General features: G+C 66.3%; 13 protein-coding genes. 9 read left to right on the top strand and 4 right to left on the bottom strand.

Translation table 11 applies throughout. The features are described 5' to 3' along the window. Positions 1 to 64: 64 nt before the first annotated feature. The 7 genes from ABFK29_RS12750 (at position 65) to hflX (ending at position 9,022) form a co-directional block, all read left to right on the top strand. Positions 65 to 2,266 (top strand): sensor histidine kinase NtrY-like, encoded by a 2,202-nt coding sequence (locus ABFK29_RS12750; protein WP_005860904.1) that lies wholly within the window; start codon positions 65 to 67, stop codon positions 2,264 to 2,266. Next, complete coding sequence (locus ABFK29_RS12745) at positions 2,263 to 3,681, top strand: sigma-54-dependent transcriptional regulator (RefSeq protein WP_005860903.1); 1,419 nt, start codon at positions 2,263 to 2,265, stop codon at positions 3,679 to 3,681. Before ABFK29_RS12750 ends, ABFK29_RS12745 begins: the two co-directional genes overlap by 4 nt. 31 nt (positions 3,682 to 3,712) lie before the next feature. Further along, positions 3,713 to 4,321 carry a hypothetical protein gene (locus tag ABFK29_RS12740; protein WP_005860902.1) on the top strand — a complete coding sequence of 203 codons (609 nt, stop codon included), beginning with the start codon at positions 3,713 to 3,715 and terminating at the stop codon, positions 4,319 to 4,321. Between the two features lie 123 nt (positions 4,322 to 4,444). Further along, entirely contained in the window at positions 4,445 to 5,821 is a 1,377-nt protein-coding gene (gene trkA / locus ABFK29_RS12735; protein WP_005860901.1) for a Trk system potassium transporter TrkA, read from the top strand. A 57-nt stretch (positions 5,822 to 5,878) separates the two neighbouring features. After that, on the top strand, positions 5,879 to 7,387 hold the full coding sequence (locus ABFK29_RS12730) for a TrkH family potassium uptake protein (RefSeq protein ID WP_005860900.1): 1,509 nt from the start codon (positions 5,879 to 5,881) through the stop codon (positions 7,385 to 7,387). A 127-nt stretch (positions 7,388 to 7,514) separates the two neighbouring features. Beyond that, positions 7,515 to 7,751, top strand: a complete 237-nt coding sequence (gene hfq / locus ABFK29_RS12725) for an RNA chaperone Hfq (protein WP_005860899.1) — start codon at positions 7,515 to 7,517, stop codon at positions 7,749 to 7,751. 17 nt (positions 7,752 to 7,768) lie between these two features. After that, a complete protein-coding gene (gene hflX, locus ABFK29_RS12720; RefSeq protein ID WP_198135733.1) occupies positions 7,769 to 9,022 on the top strand; it encodes a GTPase HflX in 1,254 nt (417 codons plus the stop codon). A gap of 296 nt (positions 9,023 to 9,318) precedes the next feature. Here the strand turns inward: hflX and ABFK29_RS12715 are convergent, their stop codons facing one another. Next, the gene (locus ABFK29_RS12715) at positions 9,319 to 10,167 is read right to left on the bottom strand and encodes a phosphotransferase (RefSeq protein ID WP_005860897.1); all 849 of its coding nucleotides are present in this window, start codon (positions 10,165 to 10,167) and stop codon (positions 9,319 to 9,321) included. A gap of 74 nt (positions 10,168 to 10,241) precedes the next feature. After that, a complete protein-coding gene (locus ABFK29_RS12710; RefSeq protein WP_005860896.1) occupies positions 10,242 to 12,707 on the bottom strand; it encodes a penicillin acylase family protein in 2,466 nt (821 codons plus the stop codon). A 104-nt stretch (positions 12,708 to 12,811) separates the two neighbouring features. Between ABFK29_RS12710 and ABFK29_RS12705 the strand changes: the two genes are divergently transcribed. Then, entirely contained in the window at positions 12,812 to 13,684 is an 873-nt protein-coding gene (locus ABFK29_RS12705; protein ID WP_040604792.1) for an NAD(P)-dependent oxidoreductase, read from the top strand. 219 nt (positions 13,685 to 13,903) lie between these two features. Here ABFK29_RS12705 and ABFK29_RS12700 read toward each other — a convergent pair whose 3' ends face one another. Both ABFK29_RS12700 and ABFK29_RS12695 read right to left on the bottom strand, forming a co-directional pair. Further along, positions 13,904 to 14,761 (bottom strand): hypothetical protein, encoded by an 858-nt coding sequence (locus tag ABFK29_RS12700; protein ID WP_005860894.1) that lies wholly within the window; start codon positions 14,759 to 14,761, stop codon positions 13,904 to 13,906. Positions 14,762 to 14,797: 36 nt separating this feature from the next. Then, positions 14,798 to 15,712, bottom strand: coding sequence for a DMT family transporter (locus tag ABFK29_RS12695; RefSeq protein WP_157136542.1), 915 nt, complete (start codon positions 15,710 to 15,712; stop codon positions 14,798 to 14,800). A gap of 227 nt (positions 15,713 to 15,939) precedes the next feature. Here ABFK29_RS12695 and ABFK29_RS12690 point away from each other — a divergent pair, with 227 nt between their 5' ends. Next, positions 15,940 to 16,476: an AAA family ATPase gene (locus tag ABFK29_RS12690; protein ID WP_005860892.1), complete on the top strand. Its 537-nt coding sequence runs from the start codon at positions 15,940 to 15,942 to the stop codon at positions 16,474 to 16,476. The last annotated feature ends 189 nt before the right edge of the window (positions 16,477 to 16,665 follow it).

Raw genomic sequence — 16,665 nt, 5'->3', positions numbered from 1 at the left:
GTTCCGATCGCCGACATGGGCGCTGCTCGTTCGGCTCAGGCGGCGTCGATGGTTTTCGAACCTGATGGCCTTCCTGCTCGTGGCGCTTGGGCCGGTCCTCGCGTTGTCCACGTTCCTCGTGCTCGGCCCGCTGGATCAGGGATCGTCGACGTCCAGCCTGCGCATCGTGCTGCTGGCCGACCTGGTTTACGTCCTTCTTCTGGCGGCGCTCGTTTTGATGCGGGTCAGCAGGATGGTGTCGGCGCGGCGGGCGCAATCGGCGGGATCGCGGCTGCACCTGCGGCTGACGACCGCCTTCGTCTTGATGGCGCTGTTGCCGACGATCACGGTTGCCGTCTTTGCGGTACTGACGATCAACATCGGTCTGGAAACGTGGTTCTCCACCCGTGTGCAGAACGTGGTCAGCGCATCGCGGGCAGCGGCTGAAGCCTACGACGAACAAAGCCGCGAAGGTCTTGTCCAGGACGCGGAGGCGCTGGCCGACTTCCTCGATTCCAGCCGCCGTGCGGCCTTCATGATCGACGATGGGGCGCTGCGCCGGCTGCTTGGCCAGGGGCAGGGACGAATTCAACGTGGCCTTCGCGAAGCCTATGTGATCGACGGAACAGGAGAGATCCGGGCGCGCGGCGAACGCTCATATCTCTTCGACTACGAGAAGCCGCTGGTCTCCGATTTCGCCGAAGCGGAAGAAGCCGGCGTCGCGATCATCCCGGACTACGACAACAACGAGTTGCGCGCGCTGGTGCCGCTCGAAGCCTTCGTGGACCGTTACCTCTATGTCAGTCGTGAGGTCGACGGCGCGATCCTGAACCTTTTGGACGAGACGCAGGAAACTGCGCGTTTCTATCAGCAACAGGAAAGCGAGCGGGGCAGGCGGCTGTTCGACTTTGCCGTACTCTATCTCGGCTTTGCGGTGCTTCTGATCCTCGCCGCGACCTGGGCGGGGCTCTGGTTCGCGGAACGGCTGTCGCGTCCGGTCGGACGCCTGGCCGGGGCGGCGCAGCAGGTCGGCAAGGGCGACCTCGACGTGCAGGTGATCGAGGAAGAGACGGACGACGAGATCTCCATGCTCGGACGTCTGTTCAACCAGATGACCCGCCAGTTGAAGGCGCAGCGCGAGACCTTGCTGGAGAACACCCGCCAGATCGAGCGGCGTCAGCGGCTGTTCGATTCCGTGCTGACCTCTGTTACGTCCGGTGTGGTCGGGCTCGACCCCGACGGGACCGTGGCCTTTGTGAACCGCTCTGCGGAACGTCTGTTGGGCTGGCATGAAACCCACCGCGCCGATCCGATCATGGTGGCCGTGCCTGAGTTCGGCGAGGTGTTCGATCGGCTGCGCAACGAAGGCCGCGAGGTCGTGCAGCAAGAGGTCAAGGTCATCCGCGAAGGGCGGCTGGAACATCTGTTGGTGCGCCTGTCCACACGCCGCCGGTCGGACGAGTCGCTCGAAGGATACGTGGTCGCCTTTGACGATGTGACCGACCTTGTCAGTGCGCAGCGCATGGCGGCCTGGGGCGATGTGGCGCGGCGGATTGCGCATGAAATCAAGAACCCGCTCACGCCGATCCAGCTGTCGGCGGAACGGATCAAGCGGAAGTTCGCGCGCCAGCTGGACGAGGCCGACGCCGAGAAACTGGAAGAGATGACCGGCGTGATCGTCCGGCAGACGGATGGATTGCGGAGAATCGTCGACGAGTTCTCCAAGTTCGCCCGCATGCCGGAACCGGAGCGCCGCCCGGAGGATCTGGGCGATCTTCTGCGTGGGGCCATTCTGTTGCAGGACAGCGGCCAACCGAACGTGACCTTCCGCACCGCTCTGCCGAAACAGACGATGCCGTCCGAGCTTGACGCGGGCATGATCGGGCAGGCCTTCACCAACCTGATCAAGAACGCGGGCGAGGCCACCGAAAGCCTTGTCCAGAAAGGCGCCCCCGATGGATACAAGCCGGAGATCCGCATCGAGGGCGAGGTGGATGGCAACGACGCGGTGATCCGCATCATGGACAACGGGGTCGGTTTGCCGGAGGACCGGGCGCGCCTGTTCGAACCCTATGTCACCACCCGCAACGAAGGCACGGGCCTTGGCCTGCCCATCGTCAAGAAGATCATCGAGGAACATGGCGGCACCCTGCATCTCGACGATGCTCCGTCGTTTACAGACGGCGGGCACCGTGGCGCGATGGCAGTCGTCCGGCTGCCGCTGAGACCCGCGGCCGAGCAGCCGCAACCGGAATTCAATAACGAAAACATGGAGAAGACGGCATGAGCGACATTCTGATTGTCGACGACGAGCGTGACATCCGCGAGCTGATCGGCGACATCCTCGAAGACGAGGGATACACCACCCGGCTGGCCGGAAACTCGAACGATGCCATGGCGGAAATCAATTCGGAACCGCCCGCGCTCCTGATCCTCGACATCTGGTTGAAGGACAGCAAGATGGACGGGATCGACATTCTCAAGACCGTCAAGCGCGACAACCCCGATATCCCCGTGGTCATCATTTCAGGCCATGGCAACATCGAGATCGCCGTGGCGGCGATCAAGCAGGGGGCCTACGACTTCATCGAGAAGCCGTTCAACATCGACCAGCTTCTGGTGGTGATCCGGCGCGCGATGGAGGCCTCGATGCTCAGGCGCGAGAACCAGCAGCTGAAGCGCGGCGAAGTCCGGCAGGCAGAGATGATCGGTGAAAGCGCGTCGTTCCGCACGCTGGTTTCGCAGCTTGAAAAGGTGACGAAATCCAACGGCCGCGTGATGCTGACCGGCCCCGCAGGCTGCGGCAAGGAAGTGGCCGCGCGCTACATCCACGCCAATTCCAACCGCGCGCAGGCGCCCTTCGTCACGGTGAATTGCGCGGGTGTCGAACCGGAGATGATGGAGGCCATGCTGTTTGGTCGCGAAAGCGCCAAGCGCGGGATCGAACCTGGTTTGCTGGAACAGGCTCATGGTGGCGTCGTCTATTTCGACGAGGTCGCGGACATGCCCGTCGGCACACAGTCCAAGATCCTGCGCGTGCTGGTTGACCAGCAGTTCCAGCGTGTCGGCGGCAACGACAAGGTGCGCGTGGATTTGCGCGTGATCTCTTCTACCAACCGCGACCTGCAGGAGGAAATAACCCTCGGACGGTTCCGCGAAGAACTGTATCACCGCCTCAACGTTGTGCCGATCGCCGTACCTTCGCTGGCGGAACGTCGCGAGGATATCCCGGTTCTGGCGCGGCATTTCATCGAGGGCTGCAACCTCTCGCAGGGCCTGCCGATGCGGGAACTGACCGAAGACGCCATCGCGCTGATGCAGACCATGACGTGGCCCGGCAATGTGCGCCAGCTCAAGAACCTGGTTGAACGTGTGCTTATTCTCGGTGACGGTCACGGCCCCATCGAGGCGCGCGAACTGCCGCAGGAAAGCGTTCCGGGCGAGGATGGCGAGGGGCGCGTGGTCCTGTCGGGCACGCTGGCGACGCTGCCGCTGCGCGAGGCGCGCGAAGCCTTCGAACGCGAATACTTGCTGACCCAGATCAACCGGTTCGGCGGGAACATCTCGCGCACGGCGTCGTTTGTCGGTATGGAGCGGTCGGCGCTGCACCGGAAGCTGAAGTCTCTCGGTGTGGTGACGTCGGCCAAGTCCGGCGGGCGGGTGGCCCGGGTGGACGAGGACCGCATGTCGGAAGCGTCCTGAGCGGCGCGCGAAAAAGGCAGACGAGGCAGTGATGAAACGGACAGTGGTTGCGGGCCTGTGCCTGCTGAGCATGGGGCTGGCAGGCTGTGGCATGCCCGCCGACCAGCGTGTGCCCGCGGAGGCAATGAATTTTGCCGCGACGCAATCGGCGGAAGCCGCCAAGATCGCTTCCCTGAAGCGGGACATCCTGGCCCTCGGCCCCGGCATCGACCCCGCCGAGGCAGAACGGGTGGCCGAGGTCGCGGTCAGGGAACCGCTGGTCTGGGCTAAGGAATGGGGCGTCGTCGATCCTCCGCTGATCCACAACATGAAGGTAAACCACGGGCTGAAGCCGCGTGGTTTGTGCAAGGACTGGGCGGACGACCTGCAACGCGCCATGTGGCGGCTGGACCTGAAGACCATCGACCTGCACCGCGCCATCGCGAATTCGCGCAATGTCTCGCTGGAGCATTCGGTGCTGATCGTGTCGGCCAAGGGCGCAAGCTTTGAGCAGGGTATCGTCCTGGATCCCTGGCGGCAGGGCTTGGGCCGGCTGTGGTGGAGCAAGACGTTGGAAGACCCGCGCTACCACTGGGATTCGCGTGAGGAGGTGTTCGCCTGGAAACGTGAATGGAAGGCCCGGGTCGCCGAAGGACGGTGACCCCTTGTGCGGCGTTTCCGCACCGATGAGGATGTACAGGATGGGGTGCCGCGCCACGCGCCCAAGACGTTGACGAGGTGTCTTGCGCGTGTCATGCCGGTTGAAAACCTGTGAGGGCGGGCCATGAAGGTCATCATCTGTGGGGCGGGCCAGGTCGGTTGGCAGATCGCGCGACACCTGTCCGGTGAGCGCAACGATGTGACCGTTGTGGACAGCAACCCCGATCTCGTGCGCCGCGCCACCGACTCGCTCGACGTGCAGGGCATTGCCGGTTTCGCCTCCTATCCCGATGTTCTGGATCGCGCGGGGGCCCGCGACGCCGACATGGTTATCGCCGCGACTCATTCGGACGAAGTCAACATGGTCACCTGTCAGGTGGCGCATTCGGTCTTTGCCGTGCCGCGCAAGGTCGCGCGGCTGCGGGCCGAAAGCTACCTGACCGCCATCTATTCCGACCTTTACCGGCGCGACCACATGCCCATCGACGTGGTGATCTCGCCCGAGCGCGAGGTGGCGGAGGCGGCGCTGCAACGGCTTGCCGCGCCTGTCGCCTTCGATACGGAGAAATTCCTGGACGGGCAGGCGCAGCTCATGGGGTTGTCCATCGACCCGGAGTCGCCCGTTATCAACACACCCCTCAGGCAGTTGACCGACCTGTTTTCGACCCTGCGCGCGGTCGTGGTCGGCGTCCGGCGCGAGGGCACACTGTTCGCGCCGGAAAGCGGCGACCAGCTATTTGCCGGGGACAGCGCTTATGTGATGGTGCACGCCGACGACATCGGCCGGACACTGGAGATCTTCGGCAAGACCTACCGCAAGCAGGAGCGCGTGGTGATTGTCGGCGGCGGCAACGTCGGACTGGCGGTGGCGAGGCGCCTTGAAAAAAAGACCGAACGCATCCGCGCCAAGGTCATCGAACGCGACCGCAAGCAGGCCGAACGCGCCGCCGAGGAACTGGAACGTACCATCGTCCTGCACGGCGACGGGCTCGACCGGGCCTTGCTGTCCGAGGCCGGTGTGGAACGCGCCGATGCCGCGCTGTTCGTGACGGACGACGACAAGGTCAACATGCTGGCTGCGGTGCGCGCCAAGGCGGCCGGCTGCCCCATGGTGATCGTTCTGATCAACGACCCGACGCTTGTGCCGCTGATGGAACCGCTCGGCATCGACGCCTACATCAACCCGCGCTCCACCACTGTGTCCTCGATCCTGCGCCATATCCGCCATGGCAAGGTGCGCACGGTCTATTCCATCGGCGATGCCGAGGCCGAGGTGATCGAGGCCGAGGTCCTGTCGACCTCGCCCATCGCCGGGGCGATGATCCGCGACATCGACTTCCCCGAAGGGGTGCTTGTGGGGGCGGTCCGCAAAGGCGACAAGGTCGTGAAGCCCACGGGCGGCCTGCGGATCGAGGACGGCGACCAGATCGTGCTCTTCAGCCTGTCGGGCGACGTGCCGGAGGTGGAACGCCTTCTGCAGGTCTCCATCGACTTCTTCTGATCCCATGACCCGCCGCGCGGCACATCCCTCTGATCGGCGACCGGCAGAGACTGGCGCATGACGGTTCTCCTGCGTCTGCCGCTGTTCCTTCTGCTGATGGGCATGACGTCGGTCTCGATGTTTCTGCCCGCTGCCTATGCACTGGCGATCGAGGAATTCCACGACTCGCGCAGCTTCTTCTACGCCGGGATCATCGGGCTGGTGCTGACGACGCTGATTGCCATCGCCATGGCCAACCGCGAGCACAACAAAAGCGCGATGCGTCAGTTGCTTGCACTGGCCGCCGGCTTCCTGCTTCTGCCGCTGATGATGGCCGTGCCGTTCTATGAAGCGGTGCGCACAACCACCTTCGACAGCGCCTATTTCGAGATGGTTTCGAGCTTCACCACCACCGGAGCCACGCTGTTCGACCCGGCGCGCCTGTCGGGGCCGGAACACCTGTGGCGCGCGCAGGTCGGCTGGCTGGGGGGGATGCTCATGTGGGTGGCGGCCTCTGCCATTCTTGCACCGCTGGCGCTTGGCGGGTTCGAAGTGACGGCGGCGGGCGAGCCCGGTCAGGCCATCCTGCCGGGCGTGGCGCGCAGCACGACGTCGAACCCGGGGTTCCGGCTGATGCGCAGCGCCGAGGCTCTGGTGCCGCTGTATGTCGGGCTGACACTGGCGTTGGCTGTGATGCTGCTGGTGGCGGGCGACACGCCGCTGGTCGCCCTCACACACGCCATGTCGGTCATGTCGACCTCGGGCATCTCGCCCGTCGGAGGCGTCGAAAACGCGCCCAGCGGCATGTGGGGTGAGGCGATCCTTTTCCTGTTCCTCGCCTTCGCCCTGTCGCGGCAGACGTTTTCGTCCGACACCCGCAACGAGCGGGGCCTTTACTACGATGCCGAATTCCGGCTGGGTCTTCTTATCATCATCGTCGTGCCCCTGGTCTTGTTCGCGCGCCACTGGGCGGCAGCGTTCGACATCGGGGACGAGCAGAACGCACTGGCCGGGCTCAAGGCGCTGTGGGGCGGGCTGTTCACCGCCGCCAGCTTCTTGACGACAAACGGTTTTCTCAGCTCCGAGTGGGCCACGGCTCAGGATTGGTCGGGCCTGTCGACGCCGGGGATAATCCTGATGGGGCTGGCGTTGCTGGGCGGCGGCGTGGCGACGACAGCGGGCGGGGTAAAGCTGCTGCGGGTCTACGCGCTGTACCTCAACGGCCAGCGCGAGATCGAGCGGCTGGTGCATCCTTCCTCGGTCGGCGGTGCCGGGCTGTTGGGCCGTAGGATGCGGAGGGAGGGCGCGTTCATCGCCTGGGTCTTCTTCATGCTGTTCGCAGTGACGCTTTCGCTTTTGACAATGGTACTGGGGCTTTACGGGTTGAACTTCGAGCAGGCGACGGTGCTGACCATCGCCACGCTGGCCAACACCGGACCCTTGATTGACGTAGCGCCATCAATCCCCATAGACCTCGGGCTCTATGCGTGGCATGCAAAGGTGATCCTTTGCGGTGCGATGGTGCTCGGTCGGCTTGAGCTGCTGGCCGTGATCGTGATGCTTAGCCCGGAGAGTTGGCGTGGATGACACAGAGGCACCGCGGGTGCGAAAAACCTTGAAATTGCGTCTGGAAACTCCGGAAGTGGCAACGCATACTCCCGAAGACGTGGGCGGCCCCGAGGGACGGGCCAAAGGCAAGAACAAAGGCAAACCAATGGCTTCCGACAGACAGAACCTTCAGGACGCATTCCTCAATCACGTACGCAAGACCAAGGTGCCGGTGACGGTGTTCCTGATCAACGGCGTGAAATTGCAGGGTGTCATCACCTGGTTCGACAACTTCTGCGTTCTGCTGCGTCGTGACGGGCAGTCTCAGCTTGTGTACAAGCACGCGATTTCCACGATCATGCCGGGTCAGCCGATCAACCTGTACGACGGGGAAGACAACTGAGGGAACATGACCCTCATGTGACCCGCGCCTGGGTTCTGCATCCCAACATCCGTACTCCGGACCGGCGCCGCGATCCCGAAATGGCGCTGGAGGAGGCGGTGTCGCTGGCGCGCGCGCTCCCCGACCTGGAGGTTGTGGGCGAAACGGTCGTGCCGTTGCGCGATCCGCATCCCGGCATGTTGTTCGGTTCCGGAAAGATCAGCGAACTCAAGGAGTTGATCCTCGAAAACGAGGTGGAGCTGGTGCTGGTCGACGGCCCGGTGACGCCGGTTCAGCAACGCAACCTGGAACGCGAGTGGAAGGTCAAGCTGCTGGACCGGACGGGGCTGATCCTTGAGATCTTCAGCGACCGGGCGGCGACGCGGGAAGGTGTGCTGCAGGTGGAAATGGCGGCGCTCAGCTATCAGCGGACGCGGCTGGTCAGGGCCTGGACCCACCTTGAGCGCCAGCGCGGCGGATTGGGATTCGTCGGCGGTCCGGGCGAGACGCAGATCGAGGCGGACCGGCGCGCCATCGACGAGCAGCTTGTGCGGTTGCGCAGGCAGCTTGAGAAGGTGGTCAAGACCCGCGAACTGCACCGCAAGGCGCGGGCCAAGGTGCCCTATCCGATCGTTGCCCTCGTTGGTTATACGAACGCCGGAAAATCCACACTTTTCAATCGGTTGACCGGGGCGGAGGTGATGGCGAAGGACATGCTTTTCGCCACGCTCGACCCGACCATGCGGGCGGTGCGCCTGCCGACTGGCGCGGATGTGATCCTGTCGGACACGGTGGGATTCATCAGCGACCTGCCGACCGAACTGGTGGCGGCCTTCCGGGCCACGCTGGAGGAGGTGCTGGCAGCGGACGTCATCGTGCACGTGCGCGACATTTCCCATCCCGAGACCGATGCGCAGGCAGAGGACGTGCGCACGATCCTGGACGGATTGGGTGTCGATGAGGGCACGCCTCAGATCGAATTGTGGAACAAGATCGATAGGTTGTCGGGCGATGTTAAAGTCGCGACTGAGGCCCGCGCGGACCGGGACGCGGGTATCTTCGCGGTCTCTGCCGTGACCGGAGAGGGGCTGGACGGCTTCCTTGACGCGGTGACGGAGGCGCTCGGCGAGGAGCGGCGGACCGAGGCTCTGACACTTGCGTTCGACGAGGGGCGCAAGCGGGCGTGGCTGTTCGAAAAGGGGTTGGTGGAGGACGAGCGCCAGACCGAGGACGGCTATGCGCTGACGGTGACATGGTCGGCGCGGGACCGGGCGCGTTTCGGTCAGCTTTAGGCGTTAACCCTGTCATCCTTAACGGCGCGCGCGGCGGGGTTAAGACGCCGCGCGGGGGCGATGCAACGGGCAGGTCTTGTGCGACAGCCCCGGCAGCTCCACAACGATTTCCGGTTTTTTCAGCAAGGTTTCCGGCCTGTAAGGGGTGAACCGGCCGTTTCGGGGGGCCGAACCGGCCGGTTGGTAACCTTTGGCCCGCGACGCTCGGAAAACGTGGTTAACGCGGCAATCGGGCGCGGTTGGGAGGTGGCTGAGGCACGGTGGCCAACCCGGCCCTGCGGGCCGGAACGCCCACCCTACGCGAACGGCGCGCCGGTCCCCGGCGACTGGGTGAAGACCGGCTGTCCGGTGTCGAGGTGGCTGCGTGCCACCGCAAGCCGGGCGGCATGCCTGCGCGAGGGGACGGACGGCGTGTTGGCCCAGACCCAGTGGCAGAAACAGCGTTGCAGAAAAGCATGGACCGGCGGCGCGGTGTGCGTGTCGGCGTAGGCCGCGACCAATGGGTCGGGGCCGTGCGGACCGGGGAGCGTGGAGAGGTCGAGCGCGAGGGTGAAGAGATCGCGCAGCGGTTCGTCTTCGCGCGTGTTCTCCACGTCGATGCCCCAGGTCACGTGGCCGTCGTGCAGGAGGTTCGACAGCGTCATGTCGCGGTGGGTGACGGCGCGGGTGGCCTTCTGCTTGCGGGCGCCCCCGGCCATGGCCTGCGTGTGGCGCACGGCGTCGATGAAGGCGGGCAGGTCGGGGATGGCCCTGTCACCGGCCTGCGCCTGCTGGATCAGACGGTCGAGCCAGTTGACGTGCCCCGCCGGACGGAAGGGGAAGCGGCGGCGGGTGAGGCCGTGGAAGGCGGCGAGCCAGTGACCGGCCAGCGTGCCCGGATCGTTGCCGGGGTCCGAGGTGTCCGACGCTGCCGCGTGCAGCGTGGCGAGGTCGGCGCCGTCGATCCACGGCATCACGAGGGTGGCATCGGCGCAGGACAGCACCGGTGGCACGCGGTGGCGGCCCTGGCCCATGGCCTCGGCCAGCGCCTGCTGGCGGGTGGCCTGCCGCAGGGCGCGATCGGCGGCATCGGGGCTGTAGACCTTCACCAGAAGCGTGCCGGCGCGGAAGAGCTGAGCCTGTCCCGGCGCGGCGTCGGGGCGCAACGGCTGGGGGCCGGCCCTTGTCCCTAGGGCCCTGAGCGCGGCTGCGGCCCTTGGCTCCGCCTCCGCCGGGGAGATCACGGCTTGACGAGCCGGGTGATGCCGCTGGCCGCCGCGCGGGCGAGGTCGATGTCCAGCGACATGGGGATGTATTCGCCGCGCCGCCAGAGCTGTCCGAGGTCGTCGTAGTGCCGCGACAGCGGGTGGCCCGACTGCCCCGTCGACATGATGAAGACCGAGCTGTCCGGATCGGCGAAGTCGTAGACGCCACGGTAGCCCGCCGCGTGGACGTTGGCGAAGGGTTCCGACCCGGTGCCGGCGGTGCGCCCGCGCAGCAGCGTGAAGTCGCCGCCCGAGGTGTTCTGCCGGATGTTGACGAAGGTGCGCACGATGGGGATGTCGCCCAGCACAGGGTGCCGGTGGATCGCCACGTGGGCGTCGCCCCAGCGCAGCGCCTCGAGCTGGGTGCCGTAGGTCTCGTCGATCCAGACAAGGGCGTCGTCGAGCGCCAGCCGCGCGATGTCGGAACAGCTTTCGATCTTGGCTGAGCGGATCACGTCGCACCACCACGCGGCGCCGTCGATGTTGCGGAAGACCCGTTCGATGAAGAGCGGTTCCACATGGGTGTATTCGTCGGCAAGCGGGCCGAGGTTGTCGCGGATCAGCCGTTCCTGAAGGGCGCGCAGCCACGCCGCGTAGATCAGCGGTTCGGGCATGTGTTCGTTCATCTCGCCGTTCCATTCGGCGAGCAGCGCCAGCGCCTGCTGGCGGCGGCGTTCGGGCGTGCCTTCGGGGGCGGCCTCCGTGGTGTACCACAGGTCGCGCCCGATGAGCGGCAGGAGGGTGCGCGCGGCGGGCGACACGGTGTCGAGCTGCGCCTCGATGAAGCTGTCGCGGGTGTGCACCTTGCGGCCCTGCATCAGCGTCTTCCAGCGCTGGATGCGCTGGCTGTCGCCCCATTCGAAGGAAACGTGCTCGGGAAAGGGCCGGTCGACGATCTTGTTGTTGGTGTTGCCGACGATGCCGCCGCGCGGGGCGAGGAATTCCGGGTTCTGGGAATAGGGCAGGTTGCCCTGCCAGCGGTTCTCCGCGATCCAGCCGGGCGAGGGCAGCCGGCCCTTGCTCTGGTGATTGGGGTCGCGGCGGGGCATCTGGCCCACGAGCTTCATCGCGACGGTCGTGTCGTCGATCACCGTCAGGTTCTGCGAGGGCGCGACATAGGCGCGCGAGACCTCGATCGCCTCGGACACGTCCTGCGCCATCATCAGCCCCACGGCGGCGGAGATCGAGGTGTCCTCGGCCGAGAGCGCGGTCCAGTTGAGCGAGACGACGTGCCCCGGCGGCGTGATGGTTTCGAGGTCGAATTGCGACCCGGGCAGCACGGGGCCGTTTTCGGTGAAGCGCAGGGTGATGGTGATCGGCGCCTCGTCCTTGATGTCGACGATCGACTTGCGCGTGCGGAACGGCTTGTAGCCCTCGGGGGTCAGGACCTCTTCGGGGTTGTCGGGGTTCAGCTTCTCGATGTGCAGGTCCTGGTCGTCGAGGTAGGACGAGGTGAGACCGAAGGCGATGTGTTCCGACCGGCCGACCATGATCGCGGGGATGCCGGGTATGGTGCCGCCGATGACCCCGCCGGACTGGAGCTGCATCCGCGCCAGATACCAGATGGAGGGTGCAGTCAGCCCGAGATGCGGGTCGTTGGCCAGCAGCGTGCCGCGCGCGGCGGAGCGTTCCGGCGCCGCGGCCCAGGCGTTCGACGCTCCCGAAAGGCCGCGCGGCGGGACGGCGGGCAGGAACGGATCGGGCGGCGTGCTTTCGGCGTAACGCGGCAGGGGGCTGTCGGGAAAAAGCGCCGCGTATTCCGGCAGGGCGGCGATCGCCTCTCCGGGAATGTCGGGCAGGATGTCGGAAAGCCGCGTGTCGTCGTCCAGCATCAGGGAGGTGCGGGCGCGCAATACCTCGTCGCCGATGTGACCGGTCAACTGGAGGGCCATCAGCTTGACGATGGCGATGCTGTCGGCGGGCTGCCAGGGCGCCAGGCTGGAGTCGAACAGGAAGAACTCCGGCGCGCCGCGCCCGAGCGCCTCGGCGTTGATCTCGGAAATGCGAGCGTTGACACCTGCGGCATAGGCCTCCAGCGCGTCTAGCGTGCGGGGGTCCTGGTGCGCGACGGAGGCGACGGACAGCGGATAGAGGTCGAGACGGCGCAACAGAGTATCGGTGCGCACGGTCTTCGCCCCGAAGATCTCGGACAGGCGGCCCTGCGCGGTGCGGCGCAATAGCATCATTTGCCACAGGCGGTCCTGAGCGTGGACGTAGCCCAGCCCGAAAAAGGCGTCCCGGTCCGACAGCGCCATGATGTGCGGCACGGCGTTGTTGTCGCGCACGATCTCGATGTCGGCGGTGATCCCGGCGGTGGGGCGGGTCTTGTCGTACTCGGGCAACGACCGCACGGCGAGATGGCGGGCCAGCAGTATCCCGACCAGCGCAAGGATCAGCAGCGCGGTGGTCAGACGGAGGAGCCAGCGGAACAGAGTGGCCATTTCCTTCTCCTGCCGTTTCGGGTTACGTGGACCGGGACGGGACTTAACTTGACCGGCGGCGCTTGCCAAGGGGCGGTGCCGCGACCGGCAAAGGGAGGCTGAGCATGGCGAAAGTTGCATTTCTGGGGTTGGGGGTTATGGGATACCCCATGGCGGGGCACCTGGCGAAGGCCGGGCACGAGGTGACGGTCTACAACCGGACGGCCGCCAAGGCAGAGAAATGGGTGGCGGAACATGGCGGTGCATGGGCGCCGACCCCGCGCGAGGCAGCGAATGGCGCGACCTTCGTGTTGTCCTGCGTCGGCAACGACGACGACCTGCGCTCGGTCTGCCTGGGCGATGACGGCGCCTTTGCCGGAATGGACGCGGGCAGCATCTTCGTCGATCACACCACCGTGTCCGCCCAGGTCACCCGCGAACTGCACGCCGCAGCCGGCGAACGGAACGTGGCCTTCGTCGATGCGCCGATCTCGGGCGGTCAGGCCGGCGCGGAGAATGGCCAGCTTGTCGTCATGTGCGGCGGCGAGGAAGGCGCATACGGCGATGCGGAGACGATCATCGACGCCTATACGAAGCTCTGCAAACGGCTGGGCGAGAGCGGCGCGGGCCAGCTTTGCAAGATGGTGAACCAGATCTGTATCGCGGGGTTGGTGCAGGGCCTGTCCGAGGGGCTGCACTTCGCCGAGAAAGCCGGCCTCGACGGGCGCGACGTGGTCGACGTGATCGGCGGCGGCGCGGCCGGGTCCTGGCAGATGGTGAACCGGTATGAGGCAATGCTCGACGACCATTTCGAGCACGGCTTCGCCACCGACTGGATGCGCAAGGACCTGGCCATCTGCCTGAAGACGGCCGAGGAAAACGGGGCTTCCCTGCCGGTCACGGCACTGGTCGACCAGTTCTACAAGGACGTGCAGAACATGGGCGGCGGCCGATGGGACACCTCTTCGCTCATTGCCCGCCTGCGCAAGCTGGGCTGAGATTCGTCGCCGGGCCTCCGGCCCGCCGACCCACCGGGAGAGGCTCTGCCTCCCCCGGACCCCCTCCGAGGTATTTGGACCAAGATGAAGGGGAGGCTTTCCAAGGCCCGCGATGGCTGGTGGGCGGCTGAAACCGCCCTTCATCTTGGCTGAAATACCTTCGGGGGGTCCGGGGGGCGACGCCCCCCGGCGTGTCGGCGCGCGGCAGCGCGGCGAAACTCAGTCGGGAAGAGCCTTGGCGATAATGTCTTCGAAGTCGGCGGCGGTGCGGACGCCGGACATGTCGGAGGCGTCGACGGTGATACCCCAGTTGGATGCCATGGCTTCGTAGAGCGGTTGGCGGTGGGCCAGGGCCTGTGCGTAGGTCCAGCGGATGAAGGCGTCCGGGTCGATCCCTTCTTCGGACGTCCCGGTTGCGTCGAGGTAGCGCGTCCATGCGGAGGACAGGAAGTCGGGTCGGTATGCCATGGGTTTCGGGGCGCGGTCGAAGCGGCGGATGAGGTCTTCGGTATGCGCCTCCGATCCGCGCACCCAGACCATCAGCGCAACGGAGGAGAGGGCCGTCAGGATCGGGTCTTCGGCGTCCTGCGGGTCCACCCATTCGCAGATCGAGCCGCCGGTGTCGCAGACGAAGTGCGGATAGCCGTAGAGGTCCTGGGCGCGGTCGATGAAGTACTCGGTATCGAGCAGCGCCAGGCGTTCGGCGCGCTCGAACTGTCCCTGGCGGCGGACGTATTCGTGCATCGGCAGGCCGCCGCGGTCCGGGTCGCCCGGTTTGCCGAGGTAAGTGGAGACCGGCGTCAGGTTGTTGAACGAGATGTTGGAGCCGATGTAGATCGAATCCGACAGCAGGAGGTCCCTGAGAAAGGGCACCTGCATCGCCTGCCGCTTGGCATTGTCGACGATGTATTCGCCCATGTAGCGGGTGCCGATGCGGTAATCGATGGAGTAGTGGAACCAGTCGCCGGCCTGCCGCAGGATGTTGGACACATGGGTCTTGCCCAGCCCCGACATGGCGAACAGCACGACACGTTTGTTCGGCGCGTCGCGCCAGGCCTGGGCAGTGGGGTAGAGCATCGTGGGTCCTTCGCGCCGGTGTTCCGGCCCCGAGGCTTACGCGCGGCGCGAACGCGCGTCAAACCCCAAGACCCTCCCGTCCAGCACCACCAGCCCGGCTGCCAGAAGTCCGAGGCCGGCGTAGGCGGTGGGGGCCAGCGTCTCGCCCCGGACCCAGGCGCCGAGCAGGATGGCGACCGGGGGGATCAGCAGGGTCACGAGCAGCAGGTTTCCCGCGCCAGCCATCGCCAGGACGCGGTAGTAGAGCAGGTAGGCCAGCGCCGTGGCCACCAGCGCGTAGTAGAGCACTCCGGTCCAGCCCCGTGTCGAGAGGGCGAGGTCCGGAAGGCCTTCGACCGCCAGCGCAAGCGGCGCCATCACCAGCGTCGCGCCGGTCAGCATGCCGCAGGCGTTGACTAGCGGCGGCAGCGTGCCAAGCCGTGCCCGCACCCAGGCCGAGGCGCAGGCGTAGGACAGCGTGCCCGCAACCACGGCCAGTTGCGCCAGCGAACCGGGGTCGATGTTCATCAGGTCCCGCGGGCCGATGGCCGTCGCCACACCGGCAAAGCCAAGCCCCACGCCGATGCCCTTGCGCGCGGTCAGTCGTTCGTCGGCGAAGACCAGGGCTGCGACGAGGACTCCGAAGATCGCCGTGGTGGCGTTCAGGATCGACGTCAGCCCCGTGGGGATGTGCAACTGGCCCCAAGCCATCAGCGAGAAGGGGATCGCGTTGTTGAGGCAGCCCATGACGAGAAGCGCGCTCCACGTCCGGGCGGTGCGCGGCAGCGGCAGGCGGCGCCAGAGCACCACGGGCCAGAGCACCGCCGCTGCGAGGCCGGTGCGCAGGAGGACGGCTGTGAGCGGTCCGATCTCGTACAGCGCGGTGCGGATGGCGAGGAAGGAGCCGCCCCAGATCAGCGCCAGGAGCAGGAGTTCGGCCCATGCGCGGGTGGAGATCGTGGTCTGCTTCATGCCTTCGGTCATAGCGGCGGGCGCCCGTGGTCGCGATCCGAAGCTTGCTCAAAACCGGTTTGGGGCGTTGTGTCCGTTGCGTGCGGCCTTTGGCACTTGGGACCGGCACTGTGTAGGCAAGCATGGCGGGCCTTGTCGGGTCGGTTTCAAAAGATCGGAAGGGTTGTGGCTATTAGCTATTTGCGCCTGGGTGCGGACGGCGGCGCGTGTTGAGAAAGGAGAGCGATGTGAAGGACCGATTCATCCTGCTGACGGGCTGTTCGGGCGGCGGGAAGTCGACGCTGTTGGAGGCGCTGGCCGCGCGCGGTTTTGCGACCGTGCCGGAACCGGGGCGGCGCATCGTGGCGGAGGAGATGGCCGGGGACGGCCGTGCCTTGCCGTGGGTCGATATGACCGCCTTTGCCGGGCGCGCCGTCGCGATGGCGCGGCAGGATCTGGACGCCGCGCGTCATCTCGAAGGGCCGGTGTTTTTCGACCGGGGATTGATCGACGCGGCGGTCGCCCTGGAGCATGCCGGTGGGCCGCCCTTACGGGAGACGCTGGGCGCGGCGCAGGTCTATGCGCAAGAGGTCCTTGTCGTGCCGCCCTGGCCAGAGATTTTCGCGGGCGATGGCGAACGCAAGCATGGGTTCGACGCAGCGGAACAGGAGCATTGGCGCATCGTCGAGGCCCTTGGCGCGCTTGGCCAGACCGTCAGGGAGGTGCCGCGCGTGTCGGTGGCGGAGCGGGTGGCGTTTGTGCTGGCGACGTGCGGCGCGGGCTAGCGCGGGGACCTGCGTCAGCCTCCGGTCCGGATCGGCCTTGTCACGCAAGGCGGCGGGGCGCGGCTGTCATGGTCGGCGAAACCGGTGTGTCGGCGGTGGGCCGGTCCGCACGTGGTTTCGGAGCAGCGGCCTGACCGCGATGCGGGCGATCCGACGGTTCCGCACTAGGCAACGAAAAGCCCGGAGCGC

This window comes from Sagittula stellata E-37 (assembly GCF_039724765.1).
Classification (GTDB): Bacteria; Pseudomonadota; Alphaproteobacteria; order Rhodobacterales; family Rhodobacteraceae; genus Sagittula; species Sagittula stellata.
The sequence above is the reverse complement of the archived record's forward strand: the minus strand, read 5'-3'. Positions and strand labels throughout refer to the sequence as shown.

Coding starts and splice junctions, on each gene's coding strand:
- ABFK29_RS12750 (WP_005860904.1), top strand. CDS start 65: ATGGCCTTCCTGCTCGTGGCGCTTGGGCCGGTCCTCGCGTTGTCCACG.
- ABFK29_RS12745 (WP_005860903.1), top strand. CDS start 2,263: ATGAGCGACATTCTGATTGTCGACGACGAGCGTGACATCCGCGAGCTG.
- ABFK29_RS12740 (WP_005860902.1), top strand. CDS start 3,713: ATGAAACGGACAGTGGTTGCGGGCCTGTGCCTGCTGAGCATGGGGCTG.
- trkA (WP_005860901.1), top strand. CDS start 4,445: ATGAAGGTCATCATCTGTGGGGCGGGCCAGGTCGGTTGGCAGATCGCG.
- ABFK29_RS12730 (WP_005860900.1), top strand. CDS start 5,879: ATGACGGTTCTCCTGCGTCTGCCGCTGTTCCTTCTGCTGATGGGCATG.
- hfq (WP_005860899.1), top strand. CDS start 7,515: ATGGCTTCCGACAGACAGAACCTTCAGGACGCATTCCTCAATCACGTA.
- ABFK29_RS12710 (WP_005860896.1), bottom strand. CDS start 12,707: ATGGCCACTCTGTTCCGCTGGCTCCTCCGTCTGACCACCGCGCTGCTG.
- ABFK29_RS12705 (WP_040604792.1), top strand. CDS start 12,812: ATGGCGAAAGTTGCATTTCTGGGGTTGGGGGTTATGGGATACCCCATG.
- ABFK29_RS12700 (WP_005860894.1), bottom strand. CDS start 14,761: ATGCTCTACCCCACTGCCCAGGCCTGGCGCGACGCGCCGAACAAACGT.
- ABFK29_RS12695 (WP_157136542.1), bottom strand. CDS start 15,712: ATGAAGCAGACCACGATCTCCACCCGCGCATGGGCCGAACTCCTGCTC.